The following is a 21,925-nucleotide window of genomic DNA, read 5'->3' on the forward strand; positions in this document are numbered from 1 at the left end:
ACGCGGCTAGAAGGAAGAAGGCCCTTCGACTACGCTCAGGGAACGCTTCAGGAAGAAGGCCCTTCGACTCCGCTCAGGGAACGCTTCAGGAAGAAGGCCCTTCGACTACGCTCAGGGAACGCTTCAGGAAGAAGGAAGAAGCTTGATTAATAGGACTTTTTTTGACATTCGTTAACCTTTTAAGGTGCGCGTCGCGCACCTTACCTTAATTTTCTAAGACAAGAATTCGCGCGGATCAGTGACATACCCAGTCAAAGCAGAGGCGGCGGCTGTATAAGGCGAAGCGAGATAAACTTGAGCTTCCTTATTTCCCATCCTGCCGGGGAAATTTCGGTTAGTTGTAGACACACAAATTTCGGGTTCGTTCATTCGCCCAAAAGTGTCTTTTGGCCCGCCCAAACAAGCGGCGCAAGAAGGTGCTGCTGGTTCGATGCAGCCGGCGGCTAGGAAGATTTCCGACAGGGTTTGACCATCGTATTTTGTGGTAAACATATCTTCGTAAACTTTCTGAGTTGCTGGCACTAAATAAGTCGGGACTTTGACTTGATTTCCTTTGATAATTCGCGCTGCATTCAAAAAGTCGGAGGTTTTGCCGCCGGTGCAGGAACCGATGTAAACTCGATCGATCTTGACATCGCGACAATTCCGTGCTAAATCCCGGTTGTCGGGAGAATGCGGTTTGGCGACTACGGGTTCTAATTGGGTGACATCATAGGTGCGATCGCTATAAAATTTAGCATCATTATCGCTGCAAAATACCTCAAAGGGCACATTAGTCCGAGCACTGACGTAATCCAAGGTTGTTTTGTCAGCGGCCACCGTGCCGTTTTTGCCACCACCTTCAATCACCATATTGCATAGCGTCATCCGTTCTTCCATCGTCAAACGGTCAACTGTATCGCCGCCAAATTCCATGGCGCGATAGTTGGCACCGGCAACGCCGATATCACCAATAATTTGCAAAATCAGGTCTTTTGCTAACAAATAATCTGGTAATTCACCGTTGAATATAAACCGCATGGTGGCCGGAACTTTGATTAACAGTTTACCGGTTCCCAAGATAAAAGCTGCGTCTGTATTGCCGATGCCGGTGGCAAATTGTCCGAAAGCGCCGGCATTGCAGGTGTGGGAATCTGTACCGAATAAGACTTCGCCTGGTCGTGTGTGTCCTTCTTGGGCGAGGGCGATGTGGCAAACGCCTTTGTAGTCGGGATTTGCTTTAAAGTTCGATCGATCCGTGATGTCGTAAAAGTATTTTATCCCTTGTTCCTGGGCAAAATCCCGCAGAATATCGACGTTGCGATTAGCACGTTCATCGTTGGTGAAAATGTAGTGGTCGGGAATGAGTACGATTTTGTCTGGATTCCAGACTTTAGCATTTTCGCCGAATTCCTTTTTGAATACGCCAATAGTGCCGGGGCCGCAGACATCGTGGGTCATCAATACATCGGTTTGTACCCAAATGTTTTCTCCAGGCTCAACTTTGGTGCGCCCTGATGCTTTGGCTAATATTTTTTCGGTGAGAGTCATTCCCATAGTGCGATCGCCTTTTTTTTGATTAGATGCTACATATTGTAATTGTAAGCGAACCATTCGTAGTTACTGAAAGTACAAGTTAAAGAAATAGCAAAATATCCGGTTTGAGTCTGGATGGCTGTGTAGTCTCGCTTATCTCTGAAATTAGAGGGCTTTATATGAATTTGTCAAAATTGTTATTGGGAACCAGCCTCAGTTTAGCAACATTTATTGGTTTGAGCACAAAGGCGATCGCCACGAATCCTCAAAATTTTCCTCAAACCTATGTAGCACAGCAACCTAATTGCAAAAATTCCCAAACTCAAAGCGAGTTAAACATTTGTTCGGCAGTAGACTATCAGCGCGCCGACAAACAACTGAATCTAATTTACAATCAAGTCCGCAATCTTGTTTCTGCCAATCATCGCTCACAACTAATTATAGCACAAAAAGCTTGGATTTCCTTTCGCGATGCCGATTGCAAATTTGCCCAAAGTGCATTTGCAGGTGGCACAATAGCACCGTTAATTACTAATAACTGTCGGACAGATTTGACTAAAAAGCGGGTCTCGGAATTGAACAGTTATCTACAAAACCAGATGCCTCAGCCGAAAAGTCGCAATTATCAAACAGTCGATCGCAAATTAAATCAAGTTTATCAAAATACGATCGACAATCTTTCTGTCTCCCGTCAATCTCAACTCAAGATAGCACAAAGAGCCTGGATTAGTTTCCGTGATGCTAACAGCAAATTTGAGAGTTATCTATCTAATGGTGACAGCAAACTTTCCTTGATTCGGATGACCGAAGATAGAACTCAAGATTTAGTTAATTTTTCCCAGCAAGGTCGTTAGAATATTGGGAATTGGGCATTGGGAATTGGGCATTGGGCATTGCTAATCCTTAGTGATAACTTAACATCAAACCAACGGTATTTCTTGTTTGTATTTAAGTCTAGATCCCCCTAGCCCCCCTTAATAAGGGAGGGACAAGAAATCTTCTCAAAGTCCCCCTTATTAAGGGGGATTTAGGGGGATCTAGACTAGACTGAAAGCGACATTTATTATGGGTTTCAGTTTTAAGTTATCACCATTCCCAATTCGCTATTCCCCTAGATTCAATTTTGCCAATCCCAAATAACGAATACCTTCCGGTGTCACATCAAACCGACAAGGCAAAATCTCTACACCTACATTTATAGCCTGTCTGAACAATTCTCCGTAAAGGCGATCGGCACTATCCCCAGGCGCAAAATCTGTACAATCTCCACGATTAATAAAATACAGCATTACAGCCCTAGAACCCAGCCGCACCACTTCCATCAATTCCCTCAAATGTTTTTGTCCCCTCTCTGTAACTGTATCAGGAAATAAAGCCAATTCTTCCTTCGCCCAAGTTGTATTTTTAACTTCTATAAAAATAGAATTATCCTCACCAGTTAGCACAAAATCTACCCTACTTTTTTTATCTTGACCATACACAACTTCCGGTTGAATAACACTGTAATTACCCAACTCAGGAAACAATCGCAATTGCAAAGCTAACTTAATCACTCTATTGGGCAATCCCGTATTAACTCCCACCCAAGTTGGTACAGTATCGCACACTTTAATTAATTCCCAAGTATAAGCTAACTTGCGTTTAGGATTATCGCTGGGAGATACAAACACGGGATTACCGGGAAGATAAACATCAGTCATCGGGCCAGTATTCGGACAGTGGGCGGTGATAATTTCTCCCGAATCTAGTTCAATGTCTGCAAAAAATCGCTTGTATCGTTTAATTAAAATACCCGGCAACAGAGGTGGATAGGTGTAAATAAAATCGCTCATCATTTATCGCTAATTAGTGATTTGTTGGCAGTCATCAATATACCAGTCATCAGCAAAATGTGTAAGTCCTAGGTAATTGATAAGAGATTTTTTATGAATTCATGGTACTATAGTCAACATTTCCGATTAAACTAAGTGAAACCTTTCACTGTTAGCGTTTTTAACCCTTTGTGTCCCAATTACAAAAGCCCTCTCGTTCCCTAGCTGGAATTGCCGGCATTGTCGCAGTCGCCACTTTGATTAGCAAAGTCTTTGGCTTAGTGCGCCAAATCGCGATCGCCGCAGCCTTTGGAGTCGGTGTCGCCGTCGATGCTTACAACTACGCCTACGTCATCCCCGGTTTCTTATTTATTTTACTCGGAGGTATAAACGGGCCGTTTCACAGCGCGATCGTCAGTGTTTTAGCCCGTCTGGATAAAAAAGAAGCAGCACCTCTAGTTGAAACTATCACCACTTTAGTCGGTGGTTTGCTACTGTTAGTAACAGTCGCTTTAATTATTTTTGCCGATCCGATGATCGATTTGGTAGCACCGGGATTAAGTAGAACAGCAGAAGGTTTAGAAATAAAAGCGATCGCCATTCAACAATTTCGGATTATGGCACCGATGGCATTACTTTCAGGTTTAATCGGCATTGGTTTTGGCACTCTTAATGCTGCCGATATGTACTGGCTTCCTTCCATTAGCCCCTTATTTTCCAGTGTGGCACTCATCGGCGGTTTAGGGATTCTGGCGCTACAACTCGGAGACAAAATTATTCAACCACAATACGCATTAATGGGTGGTTTAGTATTAGCTTGGGGCACTCTCGCGGGAGCAATTTTGCAGTGGTTAGTGCAACTAGCAGCGCAGTGGCGTGCAGGTTTGGGAAAATTGCGTTTGCGGTTTAATTTTAAACGTCCTGGAGTGCAAGAAGTAGTTAAGGTGATGGTTCCGGCTACTTTATCATCAGGAATGTTGCAAATTAATGTCTACACAGACCTATTTTTCGCATCCTACATCCCTCAAGCTGCATCTGCGATGGGGTATGCGGGCTTGTTGGTAATGACACCTTTAGGCATCATTTCTAATGTAATTCTCGTGCCATTTTTGCCAATATTTTCTCGCCTCACGGAACCCGCAGATTGGCCGGAATTAAAAGATAAAATTCGTCAAGCTTTGATTTTAACTGCCCTGACAATGATGCCCTTGAGCGCTTTAATGGTGACACTGGCTAAGCCGATTGTGCGGGTTGTTTATGAACGCTATGCTTTTAGTCAATCAGCTTCTGAGTTTGTCACACCGATATTGATTGCTTACAGTATTGGAATGTTTGTGTATTTAGGGCGCGATGTTTTGGTGAGGGTATTTTATGCTTTGGGAGATGGAGAAACGCCTTTTCGCATCAGTATTATAAATATTTTTTTGAATGGCTTGTTGGATTATTTGTTAGTAGGAGCTTTTGGTGCACCGGGATTAGTTTTAGCCACAGTTTCAGTGAATCTGGTTTCGATGATTATGTTTTTGTACTTATTAGATAAAAAGCTGGGTGGGCTACCTTGGCGACAGTGGAGTTTGCCATTTCTGGGATTAGCTTCTGGGAGTTCTCTCACGGCTTTTGTGGCGTTGGCGACTCTGCAAGGATGTCAAAGAGTTTTAGGTACAGAAGGTTTGGTAATTCAATTGGTGGAGTTGGGTGTCGCAAGTTTGGCTGGGCTAGGAGTTTTTGCGGTGTTTGTTAGTCAGATGAAATTGCCGGAAGTTGATATGTTTGTCGATCGCCTTCGGGGACGTTTTGGCAAATAGATATCCGAAATTTGTGGCCGATTCAAGCAATCAACAAAAGCGCGAGAGTCCTTCATTACAAAAAACATCGTAAAGGGATCTCGCCCTTAAACCCAAACCAACACTCCGAAGCGTTCCAAAGCGCCTATCCGCCACCATCAGCGGTTAAAGTTCCAAAGTAATTAACTGAGCAATTTCATCCGTCTGAAAACCCAAAGCCATCGGCTTTTGCACTCCCGGAATCACCTGCACATCATACAGTTCCGTGACAATCCCTTCAAACCGCAACCAATGAACGATCGCCCCTGTATTCAAATCTATCACCATCATCCCACACCGAGCCTCAGCATCTTTAGCTACCAACAACTCATCCAATTCTAAACCGCTAAAAGTATTGTCACCGCCCCTCGGTTTCGACAATCCAACAATCGCCCAATTTTTCCAAAAAGCCAGCCCTCGTAAATAGCCGGGACAAAACGCGATCGCCTGAAATTTCCCTGTCTCTAAATCCACATAACCAAATTCCCCTCGGCCCGAATTCAACAACCACAATTTATCCTGATACCAGCGAGGAGAATGCGGCATCGACAATCCCGTAACAATAATATCATTAGATGCGACATCAATCACTATACCGCCGTTTTTTCGGCGATCGCGCCAGCCATCCACCACATCCGACTGACTCGAAGCCGTGACATATTTCGCCTCCCCATCCACCATCGCCAAACCGTTCAGGTGACAGCGGTCTTCATTGATATACTGTGAAATAAACGGCGGTTTCCATAAAGGTTTGCAACTGTGGCGATCGCTCAAAGTAGCGATACAATTAAACAACGTGCTAATGAAAATTATTTGATTATTTTTATCGACAGCGATATCGTGAATGTCGATATCTCCTGTAGTAAAGCCGATTCCTGGTATATATAATTTATCGTATCCTTGGTATAATTTCCCGGATTATAAGACATTATCTAATTGCCAAAGTTGATATTTTGAACTTAAATAAAGGCGTTCCGGCGTGGAGAAAAGTCCCATAGCGCGATCGAATATTCGCCAAAAAGCCGAGATTCTGTTAGTTTCTGGCGCAGCACCGATTAACATCAACCTGCTGGTTTGATAGGTAGTACAAGCCAGACTAATTTGTTGTTGGGTTAACCAAGATGGCAAATCGCGATCGCCAAAAATCTCGTGTTCGTGTACTGTATTGACATTTGTGCGATCGTCCTTCATAGAATCTGAAGACATATACTTAATCTATCCTAAATGTAACGCTATAGCTTGTAATATCGACATCACCTCAGTCATGCTCAATTAGGAAAATTAGTTTCTAGCCAACTGGATAAATCAGCTAAACTAGATAGATCGAAAATAGCCTCACCTAATGCCGATAATTGTTCTGAGGATAGTCGTAACAAACTCTCTTCTATTTCTTGATTTAGTTCCCCTAATTGCCGTTGCAATAGGCGTTTAATCAGATTTATTTGACCTCTTTGTTCGCCAATTTGTTCGCCAATTTGTATGCCTTCAGCCCGCCCTTCAGTTCGCCCTTCAGCCAGCCCTTCAGCCAGCCCTTCAGCCAGCCCTTCAGTTCGCCCTTGGGCCCGTCCTTGGGCCTTACCCAACTCGATCGCACCTATTCGTTCTCGTTCAAACTGTTCCCGCTTTTCCAAATCATCTATTTCCTCTAAACTGAGATTTACGCGATCGGCAATGGTAAAAGCCTTCTCAATTTCCGGTACAATTGACATAGATGCTGGCACCACCTCTAAATCCGGTGCTTTGCGTAAAAAATAAAGCCATTTATCCGTAATATTCGTCAACTCTTCCAGCGTTTTATTAAACTTAGGCAACTCCACAAACACTAATTTTAACGGACTATGCTGATAATTCAGTAGTAACTCATCCTCCTTCAGCATAAATTGTGAAATCACTTTACTATGTTCATCAAACATGATAAAATCTGTCACCGCCACACCGATAGCAGCTCTCAATTCTGGATAAACTTCCCCTAACTTCAGTTGATTCACATACATTTTCGCTGTATTATAAAGAATCCTCTTCCCAAAAGCAGGCACATTAAATGCCTGCATTTCAATCAACACATTTTCCCCATTATTCAAGAGAGCTTTCACATCAAAATAAGTCGTTTTTAAACCAGAAATTCTACCGGGTGCGTAGGGGTCGATAATTTCCAAAGAAGTGATGAAAGTCTCACCTTGATAGACAATTGCATTCAGGAAACTAATTAAAATATCTTGACTTTGATCGGAACCAAAGATTTTTTTAAAGGCGTAGTCAGTTTTGGGGTTAATGAATTTCATAGTGTCATAACCATTTCCGTTTAATTCGGAATTATATCATAATATTTTTTGTAGGGGCGGGTTCACCCACAATAATTGCCTGAAACCAACAATCTCGTAAACCCGCCCCCACCCAACCAGAAATCGCCATCTACCTCTTGAATGTAGGGGCGGGTTCACCCACAATAATTGCCTGAAACCAACAATCTCGTAAACCCGCCCCCACCCAACAACCTATTGACAATCAAAAAGAGCCTTGTTAGGTTATTAATGTCAAAAATTTGGGTTTTCATCTGTCCCAAGATAGATAGTAGGGTGCGTCAGTACCGCAGCTTTTCCCATTAAGTGTAAGTCTTCGCTCCTGACGCACCCTACAAGCTCAACTACAAACCACTATACCTAAAGCACAACCCATGATAACTCTACCTCAAGTTAACCGCACCCCAAAAAAAAAAATTTGAATTGGGATTTTTGCTCTAGCAAAAATCCCAATTCAATCATCATCATTGACCCCACAATACCTGATAGCCACCACATAGCAAGCGGCATCAAACCAGGCACTGCCACCTACATCCTCAAAAGCCAGCCTAATGCCATAGAGCAAATCACCACAATCCTAGCTCAGCATACAGGCATCGAATCCCTACACATCATCTCCCACGGCAGCCCCGGCAACCTGCACTTAGGCGCAACAGAACTAAATAGCAATAACCTAGAAAATTTCAGCCCCCAAATCAAACAGTGGGGAAATGCCCTCACCCAAAACGCCGACATCCTATTATATGGATGCGAAGTAGCCGCAGGAGAAATCGGTCAAAATTTCCTCAAGCGACTAAGTGAAATCACAGGTGCAGACATCGCCGCCTCAGCCACCCTCACCGGCAGTGCCGAATTAGGAGGAGACTGGAACTTAGAAGTAAAAACAGGTCCGATAGAAGCAACAGTACCATTTAACGCCAATGCCCTCAAAACCTACAGGGGCGTGCTAGGCTTCGCCCCCAAAGTTGACTTCACAACTGGCGGTACCCCCGAATCCGTCCGCATCGGCGACATCAACGGCGACGGCAAACCTGACTTAGCAACGGCGAACCTCAACAGCAGCACCGCCTCCATCCTGCTGAACACTACCGCTACAGGAGCCACCACCCCCACCTTCAACCCTAAAGTTGACTTACCTACCGGCACTTTCCCCCGCTCCGTCAGCATCGGCGACATCAACGGCGATGGCAAACCTGACTTAGCAACGGCGAACTTCGGCAGCAGCACCACCTCTATCCTGCTCAACACCACAGCCACCGGAGCCACCACCCCCACCTTCGCCACCAATGTTGACTTCACTACTGGCAGTGGCCCCTTCTCCGTCAGCATCGGCGACATCAACGGCGACGGGAAACCTGACTTAGCTGTGGCGAACTACGGCAGCACCGCCTCCATCCTGCTCAACACCACGGCCACCGGAGCAACCACCCCCACCTTCGCCCCCAAAGTTGACTTCCCAACTGGCAGTTTCCCCAAATCTGTCAGCATCGCCGACATCAACGGCGACGGGAAACCTGACTTAGCAACGGCAAACGACAACTTCAGCGCCTCCATCCTGCTCAACACCACCGCCACAGGAGCCACCACCCCCACTTTCGCCACCAATGTTGACTTCCCTACTGGCACTAGCCCCCGCTCCGTCAGCATCGGCGACATCAACGGCGACGGGAAACCCGACTTAGCTGTGGCGAACTACAACAGCAGCACCGCCTCCATCCTGCTGAACACTACCGCCACAGGAGCCACCACCCCCACCTTCGCCACTAAAGTTGACTTAGCTACTGGCAGTAGCCCCCGCTCCGTCAGCATCGGAGACATCAACGGCGACGGCAAACCTGACTTAGCTGTGGCAAATATGAGCGACAGTACAGCCTCCATCCTATTCAACACTACCGCTACCAACGCCGCTACCCCCACTTTCGCCCCCAAAGTTGACTTACCTACTGGCACTCAGCCCCAATCCGTCAGCATCGGCGACATCAACGGCGACGGGAAGCCTGACTTAGCTGTGGCGAACTACGGCAGCAACACCGCTTCCATCCTCCTCAATCTCAATGGTACTATCCCCAAAGTTACTGCTGTCACTGCCACCACCCCTGACGGCAGCTACGGTGTAGGTTCTACCATCGCCATCACCGTCACCTTCGATGCTGCTGTCACCGTCACTGGCACACCTCAACTGCAATTAGAAACCGGTACAACTGACAAATTTGCCACATATACCAGTGGTAGCGGCGGTACTGCACTCACTTTCAACTATGTAGTGCAAGCAGGAGACACCTCTGCTGACTTAGAATACCTTGCCACAACTGCCCTCACCCTTAACGGCGGCACAATTCAAGATAATTTGGCGACGAATGCCGATTTAACTCTTCCCGCCTTAGCCTCAGCTAACTCCCTCGGCGGTAGCAAAGCCATAGTTATTGATACCGTTGCACCAACTGTTACTTTAACATCAACTTCAGCAGCAACAGTTAACGGTTTATTTAGCGTCACTGCTACCTTTAATGAAGATGTCACAGGGTTTGATAATACTGATATCACCGTAGCCAATGCTACTGTCGGTAACTTGGTCGCAGTTGATGCCAAAACTTACACTTTTGATGTCACTCCCACTGCTAGTGGTAATGTCACAGTTGATATTCCAGCCGCTAAAGCAACTGATGCTGCGGGTAATAACAATACCGCTGCGATTCAACTCACACGGACTTATGATGTTACGTTACCAACTGCTGGTTTAACGCAAGTTGGTAATATTACTACAGCAGGCGACACAGTTCAACAATTGTTCGTAAATTATACTGATAATACGGGAATTGATGTTACTACAATTGATGATCGCGATATCAAAATTAATGGCAATATTCCCGTCACAAAAGTCAGTGTTGATAATAATAGTAATGGTACACCGCGTCTTGTAACTTATTCATTTACGTCGCCTGGTGGAACTTGGGATAATACGGATAATGGGACTTACACAGTAGATTTACAAGGTACTGAAGTTAAGAATACATTAGGGAATTTTGTGGCTGCTGGCAGTTTAGGGAATATTGTGGTTAATATTCCTGCACCCACGCCCGTACCCACGCCCGTACCAACGCCAACACCAACGCCAACACCAACACCAACGCCAACACCCGTAACGCCAACGCCAACACCCGTAACGCCAACACCAACGCCCGTAACGCCAACGCCAACGCCAACACCAACGCCAACACCCGTAACGCCAACGCCAACACCCGTAACGCCAACGCCTGTAGAGCCAACACCCGTAACGCCAACACCCGTAACGCCAACGCCTGTAGAGCCAACACCCGTAACACCAACACCAACACCCGTAACGCCAACTCCAACGCCAACGCCAACACCCGTAACGCCAACGCCAACGCCTGTAGAGCCAACACCAACAACGCCAACGCCAACTCCAACGCCAACAACTCCAACTCCAACGCCTACACCAACTCTTAACAATCAAGCGCCGATCGTCTATAACCCAGTATGGACTCAAAGTGCTGCTAGTGGATTTTCTAGCAATACCACTTTTAAGTTTGCGCCTGACACATTTATCGATCCAAATCCAGGCGATACTATTACCTATACTGTCACCGCCCTAGACAATAATTCTGTTGACTATGGACAAGATTATATCTGGACGCAAGGCGGAAATGGGGGTCAATACAAGCGGAAAACAGACAATGCTTCCGTAACTACTATTCCAGAAATATTTGACGGACCTAATGCTTCCCTAAAATTTGACCCCATTACTCGCACTCTCAGTCAAGTACCAGGAAGTAATTTATCTTTACCCCAATGGGTAGAAGTGAAAGGTACTGATAATAATGGAAAGAGTGTCAGTGAGTTATTGAATCTTGTAGGCTGGAACTGCACAGGTTTTGTCATTGACGACTATATTGCCGGTGCTAATGTCTTCTTTGATGCTAACAAAAATGGTGTCATCGATCCGAACGAACCCAAAGGGATAACTGACAGTAAAGGCGCATTTGCTTTTGATGTTGCTTTTAGCACTTTTGACACTAATAGTAATGGCAAACTCGATCCGAGTGAAGGTAATTTAGTCGCTTTTGGCGGGGTCGATATCGGTACGGGTTTACCCCTAGAAACTCCGCTAAAAGCGACACCAGATGGACAAGTAATTACTTTACTGACTACTATCTTGGCGGAAATGGTCGATCGCGGTTTAACTGTTGATGAAGCTAATGCCAAAGTCACTAGCACTTTTGGTATTCCTAACGATATCGCGATTAATTATGTCGATCCGATCGCGGCGACTAAAGGCGAACAACCCGGTGGTAAATCGGTATTAAGCGCGATGACTGAAACCCAAAACTTGATCACTCAAACTGCGGGATTAATTGAAGGCGCAAGTAATATTTCTGTGGGTGATGCTGTTAAGCAAATAGTGAGTGCGATCGCAGATGTCGTCCAAACGGGAGTATCATTAGATTTAACCAAATCTGAACAAGTGGCGGCCTTAGTGGAAAAGGTAGCAGATCAGGTGAAGGCGATCGATCCTAATTTTAACACCCAAGAGGTATTAGTGGCCGCACCCGCCATAGCGCAGGTAATAGCAGCATCTAATCAACGTATTGTAGAGGCGATCGCAACTAATACTGATCCTACACAACTGCAAAAACAAGTAGCAGTCATTCAAAAAGTTGCTTTAGGTGAAACAACTCAAGACTTTAAGGCATTTGGTGCCGGTCAAAAAACCCTTGATTCTCTAGTTGCAGAAAACACGGGTACTGCGTTAGATCAACAAATTTTGACTGCTGCTAATACCCCAGTCATACTGACACCAACACCTGTAACACCAACACCTGTAAACCAACACCTGTAACACCAACACCTGTAACACCAACACCCGTAACACCAACACCTGTAACACCAACGCCTGTAACACCAACACCTGTAACACCGAAGCCGATACCAATTCCATTGGTAATACCGACACCAACGCCAACGCCAACGCCAACGCCAACAGATGTAAAAATAGCGATCGCTATACCAAAACCATCGGTATCAAGTAATGTGCGATCGGGTTTACCAGAAAATACCCTATTAGGTGATGTTTACTTACTAACAGATGGCATAGATACTAGCATCCCACCAGAAGCATTAGGTTTAACCATATTTGCTCTTTCTGGTAACGACTCCTTAACAGGTTCAGAATTACCAAATACCTATTTTGGTAATCAAGGAGAAGATTATTTGATAGGCTTAGGTGGTGACGATCAACTATTTGGCGGCAAAGGTTCCGACTCGATCGATGGCGGTATTGATAACGACTTTTTAACTGGAAATAATGACAATGATAGTCTCACTGGTGGCGATGGTAATGATACCCTGCGCGGTGGTAAGCAAGATGATATCTTATCCGGTGGCGCGGGTAATGATATCCTGAATGGCGATTCCGGTTTTGATATCCTCACAGGTGGCGCCGGAAATGATATCTTTGTATTGCAAGATACGGCTACTGACCTATCTCAAGCCGATCTAATTACTGACTTAACTTCGGGCGATAAAATCCAGTTGATTGGTGCCACTTTCAGTCAACTAACCTTTGAGTCAGTTAATGTCATCTTAGATGGTGTAACTGCTGTAGCTTCAACGGCGATTAAATCGGGGAATGATTACTTGGGAGTGGTTTATAATCTGAATCCAACGGCTCTCAAGAGTAGCTCTTTCTTGTAATAAATGAAAAGTGCGATCGCCCTTTCGATCAAAAAAGATAACAAAGGGCGATCGCACTTTATGGATACTCAAACAGTCTTCATTCAGGAATTCACCCTAACCTTTCCCTCAATTCAGCAGCCGATAACTGCGGCATTTGTTCTACCAACAATGTCAATTCTGTCATGGGCAATGCTAGCAAATTGGTAAGGGCTGTAGACATAATGTCACCCAATTCATTTTGGCGCATTGTCAAGACTTTTTCTGCCAATAATCTTACCGCTTGTTCCCGCCCTGCTTCATCAACTGTCAGCATTGAAATTGCTAGCAGCAGCACCGTAAAATCCGCAGCAGACAACTTGGATATTGGAGATAAAAACACTGTCATTCTTTGGCTTAATTCTCCAAATCTAACTTGCAGAAAATTTTCTAAGATTAAGCGTTGTTGTGCTTGTCTACCTTGTTCTAGCCCTCGTTCTAGCCCTCGTTCTAGCCCTCGTTCAAGTCCTCGTTCGAGTCCTTCTTCTCTAGCTTTTTGCTCTGCGGCTTGTATTTGTTGTTGAAAAAGTGGTGCGATCGCCATAATTAACTCCCGCTCTTCTGGTTCAGGTTCCTGTTGGTTTTCGACTACTAAATGTGACTGTAGACGATACAATAATTCTAGCGCAATCATCCGCAATGGATCGTCCGTTGCTAAAGCGCTTAATTGCCCGATCGCCCTTTGCTGTACTTTCCCTTTCCCCAAAATCCTCAACCACAGGGTTTGTGGGATTTCTGGTAACTGGTGGATGACTACAATTGCCCCTCGCCAGTGCTCCGAGAAAACATAGATTCCCTCCATCCAATTTTCCAGATTTTCTACCCCACCAAAACCTTCTAGCAGTGATTTTGATGCCGTGGGTGTCAAAATCCATAGTTTTGGTAACTTCCCGTCATTGAATCGAGTATTTTCTCTTCTCGCCTGTCGTTCTAATTCATTTTGCAAACCCCATAACTTACTCATACAGCTCCATACTTCCTTGATGGTTACGGGATTGCGAAACGGCTCAAAAATTGCTGTTGTACCAGCCATTTTTCCCAACAATCCCAGACTGATTGAGTATTCAGGAATTTCGACACCTGGAATGAAATAAACATCGATTTCTCGGACTTCCGAAGTCACATCACGACCGATATTAACCGTGCCGATGGGGGACAGCAGTTCTTCCAGGAATTCTTTGGCAAAGCGATCGTGAATAAATCGCGTCATATAAATTAAAATTTATTTTATAAACTTATCCTAGCATACTTGCGCGACATAAAAAAATGACGATCGCCCTTTAGTAAAAAAGAGCGATCGCACTTAAATCACATCAATTTCGATAGCATCGAAATTAATATTACCCGACATGAGGAGACGGCACTGCCGTCTCCTCTATATCATTCCGGTTGCACCAGAATTGATATCACATCTTCCGCTGAAATTCCTCCAAAACATCCATTAACTGAACTTGACACTGCATCGGAATCAAATCAGCTAACGGCACTTCCCGCTTACCAGCACCTAACTTAACGGGAATACTTTGCAAAACTTGTGCAACTCTGTTGGCATCTAAATTGCCATCTTCCAGCAAAGAATAAAGTTGTTCAGCAACCACCTTATCGAGGTGGGCATCTTTCAGATATAAATGCCACTTAGCAATGTCAATATAGACATTTTCGCCGATTTCGGCTGCTAAAGAATCGATCGCCCTTGTCGTAGTATTAGCCATATTAAAAACCAAAAACTTAATTTGTTATCATTCACAACAGTTAACAAATCGCCGACAACTCCCTTCAACCAGAATCCTTGGTTAGGGGCGAATAATCGGCGATCGCAAAAATGTAAATTCCGTGGGCTAAGACTAACAGTGCCCACCCACCCGTTACCGAAACCGCCCAAGGCCAATCAGCCTTCTGTAAATTGTGAACAAACCACAAACCAGAATTTAAAGCCGAAAAAAGACCTACATGAATCGCAAAATTCATCCGGTCATCTAAACGACGGTATTCTGGGTCTTGGCGATCGGGTTTACGGGGCCAACGAGGAGGCATAGTTTTTCACTTTATGTTAGTAGTTCTGTGCCTATTTTAAGCATAAATGCAGCATTTTGAATGCTGCATCCCTCTCCCGACAGAAAATTCATGCCTCTAAATTCTGATAATCGCCAGATTTGCCACCAGTTTTACTCACAAGTCGAATAGATTCAATGACGATCGACTTTTCTAAACCTTTCGCCATATCATACAAAGTCAGCGCCGCCACCGAAACCGCCGTCAGCGCCTCCATTTCCACCCCAGTTTCCGCCTTAATTTTCACCGTAGCCCGAATTTCATACCCCGGCAACTCAGCATCCGGTATCACCACCACCTCCACACTACTCAGCGGCAGAGGATGACATAGAGGAATCAAATTCGCCGTCTGCTTCGCCGCCATAATTCCGGCCAACCTTGCAGTACCCAACACATCACCCTTGGGTGCATTCCCAGCTTCAATCGCCGCGAAAGTCTCCGGTAACATCCGCACCCTCGCAGCCGCCACCGCTTGACGGGCTGTTGCCACCTTAGCTGAAACGTCCACCATTTGGGCTTCACCGCTATTATTAAGGTGAGTTAGCTGTGCGCGATCGGGCAATTTAGAAAAAGTTGGCGAAAGGTCTTGCATTATTTTGAAAATGGTGTTAATGTTAGATTCTGTGGGAAAAGAACTTAATCAATCTTAGATTAAATCTGGACTTAACAGGGGCTTGTAGCTTAGTTGGATAGAGTGCATGGCTACGAACCATGAGGTCGGGGGTTCGAATCCCTCCAAGCCCATCATCAAAAGTTATGAGTTTTGGATTCCAAATCAGGATTCAAAACTCATAACTTTTTTAATTTCTTCATTCAACCATTCAAAGCATAAACATCTTTGCCTCGACCGATCGCAAACCTGACCGAATGAGACAAATTCTTGCTACACTGAGTAACAAAAATCACCAAAGCCAAACAAGCAAGTCCAGCCGCAAAACCAAACATATTTCTATAGCCAACTTGTTCAGCCACAAAACCTAAACTCGGCCCTGCGATCGCGATTCCCAAATCAAACCCCCCAATACAAAGCGAAAACAATCGGCCCCTTTCTTGAGGTTCGCACCTGTCAGACATCAGCGTTACCATCATCGGTAAAACAGTACCACCAGCACAACCTTCCACCAAAGCTGCCATTAAAAAAGCACTGCTATTGTTAGCAGAATACAACAAAAACATAGAAAAGCAGTAACAGATTAAGCCACCAGAAATAAACAAGCCCCGTCCGTATTTATCGGAAGCCCTTCCCGTGACTAATCGCATACCAAAACTAGCAATGGCTGCCGTAGAGTAAAACAATCCCGGATTAAAATTAGCCTTAGTTTCTTGCACAAACAAAGGCATAAAAGTGCTTAAAGTTCCGAAAACCAAACCTACCAACAATAAGACTAAAGCGGGAATCCGAACGCGAGGATTCCACAGCATTTGCCAATAATTTTTTGGGGATTTATCCTCAGATAATAAATTTGGCTTTGCTAAATCTCCCCAACTAGGTTCCGTAATTTGAAAAGTACAAATAACCGCCATTGTAGCGAAAGATGCAGACATTAAAAACAAAGGAGTATACCCCACCCATGCTTGCAAAAATCCGCCCATCGCCGGGCCAAATGCCATCCCAATCGGACTGACTAAACTCATGTAACCAATTAATTCACCCCGCTTTCCTGGTGGCGACAAATCTGTTACCAAAGCACTGTAAGCCGTGGTAAAAGCTGCGATACTAATCCCATGAAAAGCGCGGATACATAACAGTAAAGGAATAGATTTAGCCAAGAGGTAGCACAGAGGGGCTGTCGCAGCTACCAAAGTACCTAAGAGTAAAACTTGTTTTCTGCCTCTGCTATCAGCCATTTTACCTAATTGCGGTCTGGAAAACAAAAGCCCGATCGCAAATGCACCCATGACAAACCCAATTTGCTGTTTTGTACCGCCTACAGATTGGACGTACAGGGGCAAAGTTGGCAAAAGTGAGGCTAAACTCGACCAGAAGACCAAGCCTGTGGTGAATAAAGTCAGCAAATTGCGTCTGGGCTGAGGTTCGATATCCCTAAAAATATTCAAGATGCTAATTCCGTGAAATCAATATTCCAAGTCCACTCAAGCTAAGGTCGAGTGTATCTATACATTGTGTTACAAGTTTTTAACATCTGCAACTAAAAAAGTTAATATTTGACTCACCGTCAACTCTCAACATTCTTACCAATCAACCTCGGTTCTTTCTGCCATCACCCGTTGATAAACCCACTCAGTTTCCATGGCCAACTTCGGCCAGCTAAATCGGCGTTCCAAGTCTGAGTAAGCATTATCAACTAACCACTGTCCATAACCCGGATTTTTCAACACCTCCAAAATCCCCCAGGCTAAAGAATCAGAATTATTTGCCTGAGTAACAACGCCGGTTTTCGTGTGTTGTACCACTTCGGGAAGTCCACCGGCATCAGAAACTACCACAGGTACTCTGGCTGCAAAACTTTCTAAAGCTACAATCCCAAAAGGTTCGTAAAGACTAGGAAAAACAGCACAGTCAGCCACCGTTTGAAATTTATCGAGGTCGTCTTCAAACATGAAGCCAGTAAAATAACATTTATTCCAAATTCCTAAGTTCCAAGCCAGATCTTTGAGATGGTCAGTATTGCCACCACCCACAATTATAATCTTGGTCTTTCCCCCCATTTCCCAAATTACTTTTGGTGCAGCACTCAAAAATACAGCTATGCCCTTTTCGTAGCTGATTCTGCCCACATAATAGACAATTTTTTCATCATCTGCTGCAAATTTTCGCCGAAAATCTCTGGCATCGAATTCGTGCAAGCGTGGCTTTTTTTCTGACCTAATTCCGTTATAAATTACTTCTATTTTGTTCCATGGGGTAGATAGTACCCGTTCGGCTTCTCGCCGCATATAATCGCTGCACACAATTACCCGCCAAGCATTGTAAGCGAGGCTATTTTCTTTGGCGTTGATGTAGCGCTGTCCGTCATTGTGGAGACCGTTGAAGCGTCCGTATTCGGTGGCGTGGATGGTGGCAATTAGGGGTACTTTAAAAGTATGCTTGAGGGCGATCGCGGCATCTCCCACTAGCCAATCGTGAGCGTGAATCAGATCGAAACGCCCTTCTTCTAGCATCAGTTTGCCACCTTGATGGCCCATGCTTTGGTTCAGGTTGGCTACCCAGTGGAAAAAGTCGCGGGCGTGTCCCACCACCACCCGATGTACCTGTATTCCTTCAACAACTTCATACATCGGCGCGTTGCCGAACTCTACAGTAATTAAGTGAATGGAGTGGCCCAGCTTCACCAATTCTGGATACAATTCGGATACGTGGCGGGCGATGCCACCTACGATTCTGGGAGGAAACTCCCACGCCAATACCAAAATTTTCATTTCTCTTCCCTCCGCATACTTTATAGATCTTAATGTTTATTGTTGACAACTTTCTTGTATAATTTTAAGCTTTGATTTGTTAGTCGATCGCCACCTCCATGACCGGAACAATCATCCTGGACTCAGAAACCTGGTTTTTTAGGGAAATACTGCTTTTAAGCCTTTAATGCTCGTGAAAAACCAGGTTTATTTGGTATTTATGGGTCCAGGACTCAAATACAGGTTGATTCAAGATTTTTGCCACAGACACAGCCATGGCGATCGCCAGTCCGTGCCTACTTTTTGTTCAAAATCGGCTCCAATTGGCGACGAAAACTAGCCCAAGCCGTCGCCGATGCAGAGTTAGAAGCAGCACCCTTTTGCATCAAAATCGTGCCGTCTTCAAAGCCAATAATGCCGTACTCTCCAGAGTTGGACATTCGATCGATTTGAGGGACGATCGCCTGCAACTGTCCCCGTTCCGCGCGAAATGCTGCCTCATACTGTTGTAACTGCCACATATCCGCGATCGCATATTCCATCTTCACTATCTCCCTGGCATCATTCCGCAATTCCAACATCGGAAACCTAAGAATTTCTCGACGGCTTGACAAAATCGGCACAATCGTGTTAGTGGCTGACACACTAGCATCCGCAGGAATTTGAGCCAACAGAGGGCGCACCTCAAAAACGTGTTGCCACTGTCTGAACAAAGGAACCTGCACCCAAGGAGCGATCGCATCGGGCAAAATAAACGAAAAAGTCCGATTTGGGTTAGAGGTGAAGGTGAAAAATAGTGACAAAGAGATACAAAACGCCCAAAATCGGCGAAATTTTGCAGAGGAAGGGAAAGGCAACACCGCAGAAGGAAAACGCAAGATGGTTTGTTCTCCCCTTCTAATTTTATCTTCTTCCTGTTGGCGACTAGCCCACCAGAGGATAGTCCCATAAAACAGCCCAGGCACCACCGTCATCGCATAGCGAATATTGATCGCCAATACCGACTCTCCTTTAGCTAAAAATAGCTTCAGCAGGGGGAATCCAGCGATCGTCCAAGAAGCGGGTGCGAAAGCAGGAACCAAAGCTAAGGGCAACCACTGACCAAGCAGGTATTTGATTTTACCAAAAAACGGCGTAAATAATTGTTCAACCAACCGCCAAGGATTGCTCACCATTCCCCAAATAATATCGAGAGTCGAAGCTTCTTCTCCATCGGCATATTGACCGAAGCGTTCTATCATAAACCGCTGGGAGATATCAGCAGAAAATAAGGGCATAATCGCATTAGTCAACAAAATCATGTAACCAAAACTCAGAACGCAGACAGCCAAGCCAGTCCGAGGGTAGCGCCGACTCAAAATCAAGTAAACTCCCACCCCAAATAACACCACACCCCCATCTTCCCGCACGGCCAAAATTAAAGTTGCCAAAATCCCAAACAGCGGCCACCAGCGCTTTTCCATCGCCAGCAGCAAGGTAAAAACATAAAGCGGAATTTGGCAAACATCGTGAAAATTCCCCAAAGTCGGGCCAATTACCGCATTAGCACAGTAATAGCTGACCACAATGGCCGCCGATAGCCGGCGCTCTAGATAGTGTCTGGCAAGAGGGTAGAGCACTAAACCAGCCGCCGTAATCAAAGTCACCTGCAACACCGTCAAAGTCACAGGAGAGGGAAACAGAGAGTAAATTGGCAGCCACAGCATCAGCGCCGGAGTGAAGTGCTGCCCTAACCGGTAGTAAAATACTTCAGGGAGCTGATTTTGGTGAACCACGTTAGTAGACAAAGCCGAAGAGAGAGAACTCTCAAACAAGCGACCGTGACTACCATTCCAAAACAGTTGATTAAAAATGCCTTGGTCGTAAGTGGCATAAAAGCTGTAGTAGCGGTGCAGCGTCAGTAATAAGCACAGCACAAAAAACCCCGCCGCCACCTTCATCACCTCATGCAGCGACGAATTTTGCTTGCCACTCAAAAATATCATCCATCCGCCCTCATCAAATTATCGGAGATTAGCATAAATCTAAAGGAGGTATTAAATTAAAGTAGAAGTGAAATAACTCGGCTCGGCAATGGTCAATTATTTTCACCCGATTAAAAAGATCCATAGCGTTCCTCCGACCATCGGCACAAGTGACACAGACTCTTCTCGTGAACAGTCTGCCACTTCCGAATCGGTGCTACAGCTTCTGCTGTTTGTAGACAAGCGTCCATCTTCCAAGGAACAAACCAGACACATCCGCAAATCCCTAACAGATTTGAAGGCAGAGTGGGACTTTGAACTTCAAATCATCGACGTCGGGGAACAGCCTGATTTGGCGGAACACTTTAAAGTCCTAGCCACTCCTTCCCTGCTCAAAATCCATCCCACTCCGCGACAAACCCTCACCGGCAGCAATTTGAGCGCCCAATTGGAACACTGGTGGCCCCGTTGGTTGTTGTCTGTAGAAGAATACACCACTGAGCAAGAGTCTCCGACATCTCCGGCTGACACTGGGGCAGAGCCAAAACCGATTTATTCGGTTGCTTGCGCCTTGGAACTGGTGCAACTTTCTGATGAAGTTTTTCGCCTCAAACAGGAAACAGAACACCTGCAAGAACAGTTGCAGTTGAAAGACCGCATTATTGCCATGCTCGCCCACGATCTTCGCAATCCTTTGACGGCTGCTTCTTTGGCTTTGGAAACTTTGGAGTCACATCAGAAGGTGAAAAAGGGGGAAACATCACGTTTGACACCGACTCTGGCGAATCATTTGATGAAACAAGCTCGGCGGCAAATTCGGATTGTCGATCGCATGATTACAGATATCCTGCAAGCAGCTAGGGGTACCAACGCCCAACTGCACATGGCACCAAAAAAAATCGAACTGGGGAAAATTTGTCAAGATGTACTGCTTCAGTTTCAAGACAAATTTCAAGCTAAAAGTCTCAACTTGGAGACAGACATTCCCCCAGATTTGCCCTTGGTTTATGCAGATCCCGATCGCATCAAACAAGTGATAGCCAACCTCCTCGACAACGCCAGCAAGTATACCCCAGAGCAAGGAACTGTGACTATTTCCATGCTCCACCGCACTGCTTACAAAGTCCAAGTCAGCATTGGTAACAGCGGGCCGGGAATTCCTGAAGAAAATTGCGAAAGCATTTTTGAAGACAGCTTCCGCTTGCAGCGAGACAAATCACAAGATGGTTATGGGATTGGACTGTCTCTTTGTCAGGGCATCATCCGCGCCCACTACGGTCAAATTTGGGTAGATTCAGTACCCGACAAAGGCAGTTGTTTTCACTTTACTTTGCCAGTTCAAAAATAAAAGTTAGTTAACAGTTATTAGT

General features: G+C 45.2%; 15 protein-coding genes, 1 tRNA gene and 1 pseudogene. 6 read left to right on the forward strand and 11 right to left on the reverse strand.

What is annotated here, in order from left to right; genetic code table 11:
• Nucleotides 1-213: 213 nt before the first annotated feature.
• The gene (locus tag P2A85_RS16815) at nucleotides 214-1,536 is read right to left on the reverse strand and encodes an aconitase/3-isopropylmalate dehydratase large subunit family protein (protein WP_377481553.1); all 1,323 of its coding nucleotides are present in this window, start codon (nucleotides 1,534-1,536) and stop codon (nucleotides 214-216) included.
• Nucleotides 1,537-1,694: 158 nt separating this feature from the next.
• On the opposite strand from P2A85_RS16815, the gene P2A85_RS16820 reads away from it, so the two are divergent.
• Nucleotides 1,695-2,369 carry a lysozyme inhibitor LprI family protein gene (locus P2A85_RS16820; protein ID WP_377473990.1) on the forward strand — a complete coding sequence of 225 codons (675 nt, stop codon included), beginning with the start codon at nucleotides 1,695-1,697 and terminating at the stop codon, nucleotides 2,367-2,369.
• A gap of 249 nt (nucleotides 2,370-2,618) precedes the next feature.
• Here P2A85_RS16820 and sfsA read toward each other — a convergent pair whose 3' ends face one another.
• Nucleotides 2,619-3,347: a DNA/RNA nuclease SfsA gene (sfsA, locus tag P2A85_RS16825; RefSeq protein WP_341735396.1), complete on the reverse strand. Its 729-nt coding sequence runs from the start codon at nucleotides 3,345-3,347 to the stop codon at nucleotides 2,619-2,621.
• 170 nt (nucleotides 3,348-3,517) lie between these two features.
• Between sfsA and murJ the strand changes: the two genes are divergently transcribed.
• Entirely contained in the window at nucleotides 3,518-5,131 is a 1,614-nt protein-coding gene (gene murJ, locus P2A85_RS16830; RefSeq protein WP_377473992.1) for a murein biosynthesis integral membrane protein MurJ, read from the forward strand.
• A 144-nt stretch (nucleotides 5,132-5,275) separates the two neighbouring features.
• Here murJ and P2A85_RS16835 read toward each other — a convergent pair.
• Together P2A85_RS16835 and P2A85_RS16840 are read right to left on the reverse strand one after the other, a co-directional pair.
• A pseudogene (locus P2A85_RS16835) lies at nucleotides 5,276-6,355 on the reverse strand (TIGR03032 family protein).
• 62 nt (nucleotides 6,356-6,417) lie between these two features.
• On the reverse strand, nucleotides 6,418-7,431 hold the full coding sequence (locus P2A85_RS16840; RefSeq protein ID WP_377473994.1) for an Rpn family recombination-promoting nuclease/putative transposase: 1,014 nt from the start codon (nucleotides 7,429-7,431) through the stop codon (nucleotides 6,418-6,420).
• A gap of 436 nt (nucleotides 7,432-7,867) precedes the next feature.
• Between P2A85_RS16840 and P2A85_RS16845 the strand changes: the two genes are divergently transcribed.
• Both P2A85_RS16845 and P2A85_RS16850 read left to right on the forward strand, forming a co-directional pair.
• Nucleotides 7,868-12,307 carry a DUF4347 domain-containing protein gene (locus P2A85_RS16845; protein ID WP_377473996.1) on the forward strand — a complete coding sequence of 1,480 codons (4,440 nt, stop codon included), beginning with the start codon at nucleotides 7,868-7,870 and terminating at the stop codon, nucleotides 12,305-12,307.
• Nucleotides 12,308-12,405: 98 nt separating this feature from the next.
• Nucleotides 12,406-13,161 (forward strand): calcium-binding protein, encoded by a 756-nt coding sequence (locus P2A85_RS16850; protein WP_377473997.1) that lies wholly within the window; start codon nucleotides 12,406-12,408, stop codon nucleotides 13,159-13,161.
• 91 nt (nucleotides 13,162-13,252) lie between these two features.
• Here the strand turns inward: P2A85_RS16850 and P2A85_RS16855 are convergent, their stop codons facing one another.
• The 4 genes from P2A85_RS16855 to moaC all read right to left on the reverse strand — a co-directional run bounded on the left by P2A85_RS16855 (nucleotide 13,253) and on the right by moaC (nucleotide 15,823).
• Nucleotides 13,253-14,389 carry a flagellar assembly protein H gene (locus P2A85_RS16855; protein ID WP_377473999.1) on the reverse strand — a complete coding sequence of 379 codons (1,137 nt, stop codon included), beginning with the start codon at nucleotides 14,387-14,389 and terminating at the stop codon, nucleotides 13,253-13,255.
• 196 nt (nucleotides 14,390-14,585) lie between these two features.
• Complete coding sequence (locus tag P2A85_RS16860; protein ID WP_377474001.1) at nucleotides 14,586-14,891, reverse strand: DUF3181 family protein; 306 nt, start codon at nucleotides 14,889-14,891, stop codon at nucleotides 14,586-14,588.
• Nucleotides 14,892-14,955: 64 nt separating this feature from the next.
• Complete coding sequence (locus P2A85_RS16865) at nucleotides 14,956-15,213, reverse strand: 2TM domain-containing protein (RefSeq protein WP_340518461.1); 258 nt, start codon at nucleotides 15,211-15,213, stop codon at nucleotides 14,956-14,958.
• A gap of 88 nt (nucleotides 15,214-15,301) precedes the next feature.
• Nucleotides 15,302-15,823 (reverse strand): cyclic pyranopterin monophosphate synthase MoaC, encoded by a 522-nt coding sequence (moaC, locus tag P2A85_RS16870; protein ID WP_340518464.1) that lies wholly within the window; start codon nucleotides 15,821-15,823, stop codon nucleotides 15,302-15,304.
• 78 nt (nucleotides 15,824-15,901) lie between these two features.
• Here moaC and P2A85_RS16875 point away from each other — a divergent pair.
• Nucleotides 15,902-15,975, forward strand: a tRNA-Arg gene (locus P2A85_RS16875).
• A gap of 69 nt (nucleotides 15,976-16,044) precedes the next feature.
• On the opposite strand, the gene P2A85_RS16880 is transcribed toward P2A85_RS16875, so the two are convergent.
• The 3 genes from P2A85_RS16880 to P2A85_RS16890 all read right to left on the reverse strand — a co-directional run bounded on the left by P2A85_RS16880 (nucleotide 16,045) and on the right by P2A85_RS16890 (nucleotide 20,576).
• Entirely contained in the window at nucleotides 16,045-17,289 is a 1,245-nt protein-coding gene (locus tag P2A85_RS16880) for an MFS transporter (RefSeq protein WP_377474003.1), read from the reverse strand.
• 135 nt (nucleotides 17,290-17,424) lie between these two features.
• Complete coding sequence (locus tag P2A85_RS16885) at nucleotides 17,425-18,612, reverse strand: glycosyltransferase family 4 protein (protein ID WP_377474005.1); 1,188 nt, start codon at nucleotides 18,610-18,612, stop codon at nucleotides 17,425-17,427.
• 275 nt (nucleotides 18,613-18,887) lie between these two features.
• Nucleotides 18,888-20,576, reverse strand: coding sequence for a DUF2079 domain-containing protein (locus tag P2A85_RS16890; protein WP_377474007.1), 1,689 nt, complete (start codon nucleotides 20,574-20,576; stop codon nucleotides 18,888-18,890).
• Nucleotides 20,577-20,664: 88 nt separating this feature from the next.
• Here P2A85_RS16890 and P2A85_RS16895 point away from each other — a divergent pair, with 88 nt between their 5' ends.
• Nucleotides 20,665-21,903 (forward strand): histidine kinase, encoded by a 1,239-nt coding sequence (locus P2A85_RS16895; RefSeq protein ID WP_377474009.1) that lies wholly within the window; start codon nucleotides 20,665-20,667, stop codon nucleotides 21,901-21,903.
• The last annotated feature ends 22 nt before the right edge of the window (nucleotides 21,904-21,925 follow it).

Origin of the sequence: Microcoleus anatoxicus, from assembly GCF_042465725.1 — a bacterium.
Lineage (GTDB): Bacteria > Cyanobacteriota > Cyanobacteriia > Cyanobacteriales > Microcoleaceae > Microcoleus > Microcoleus anatoxicus.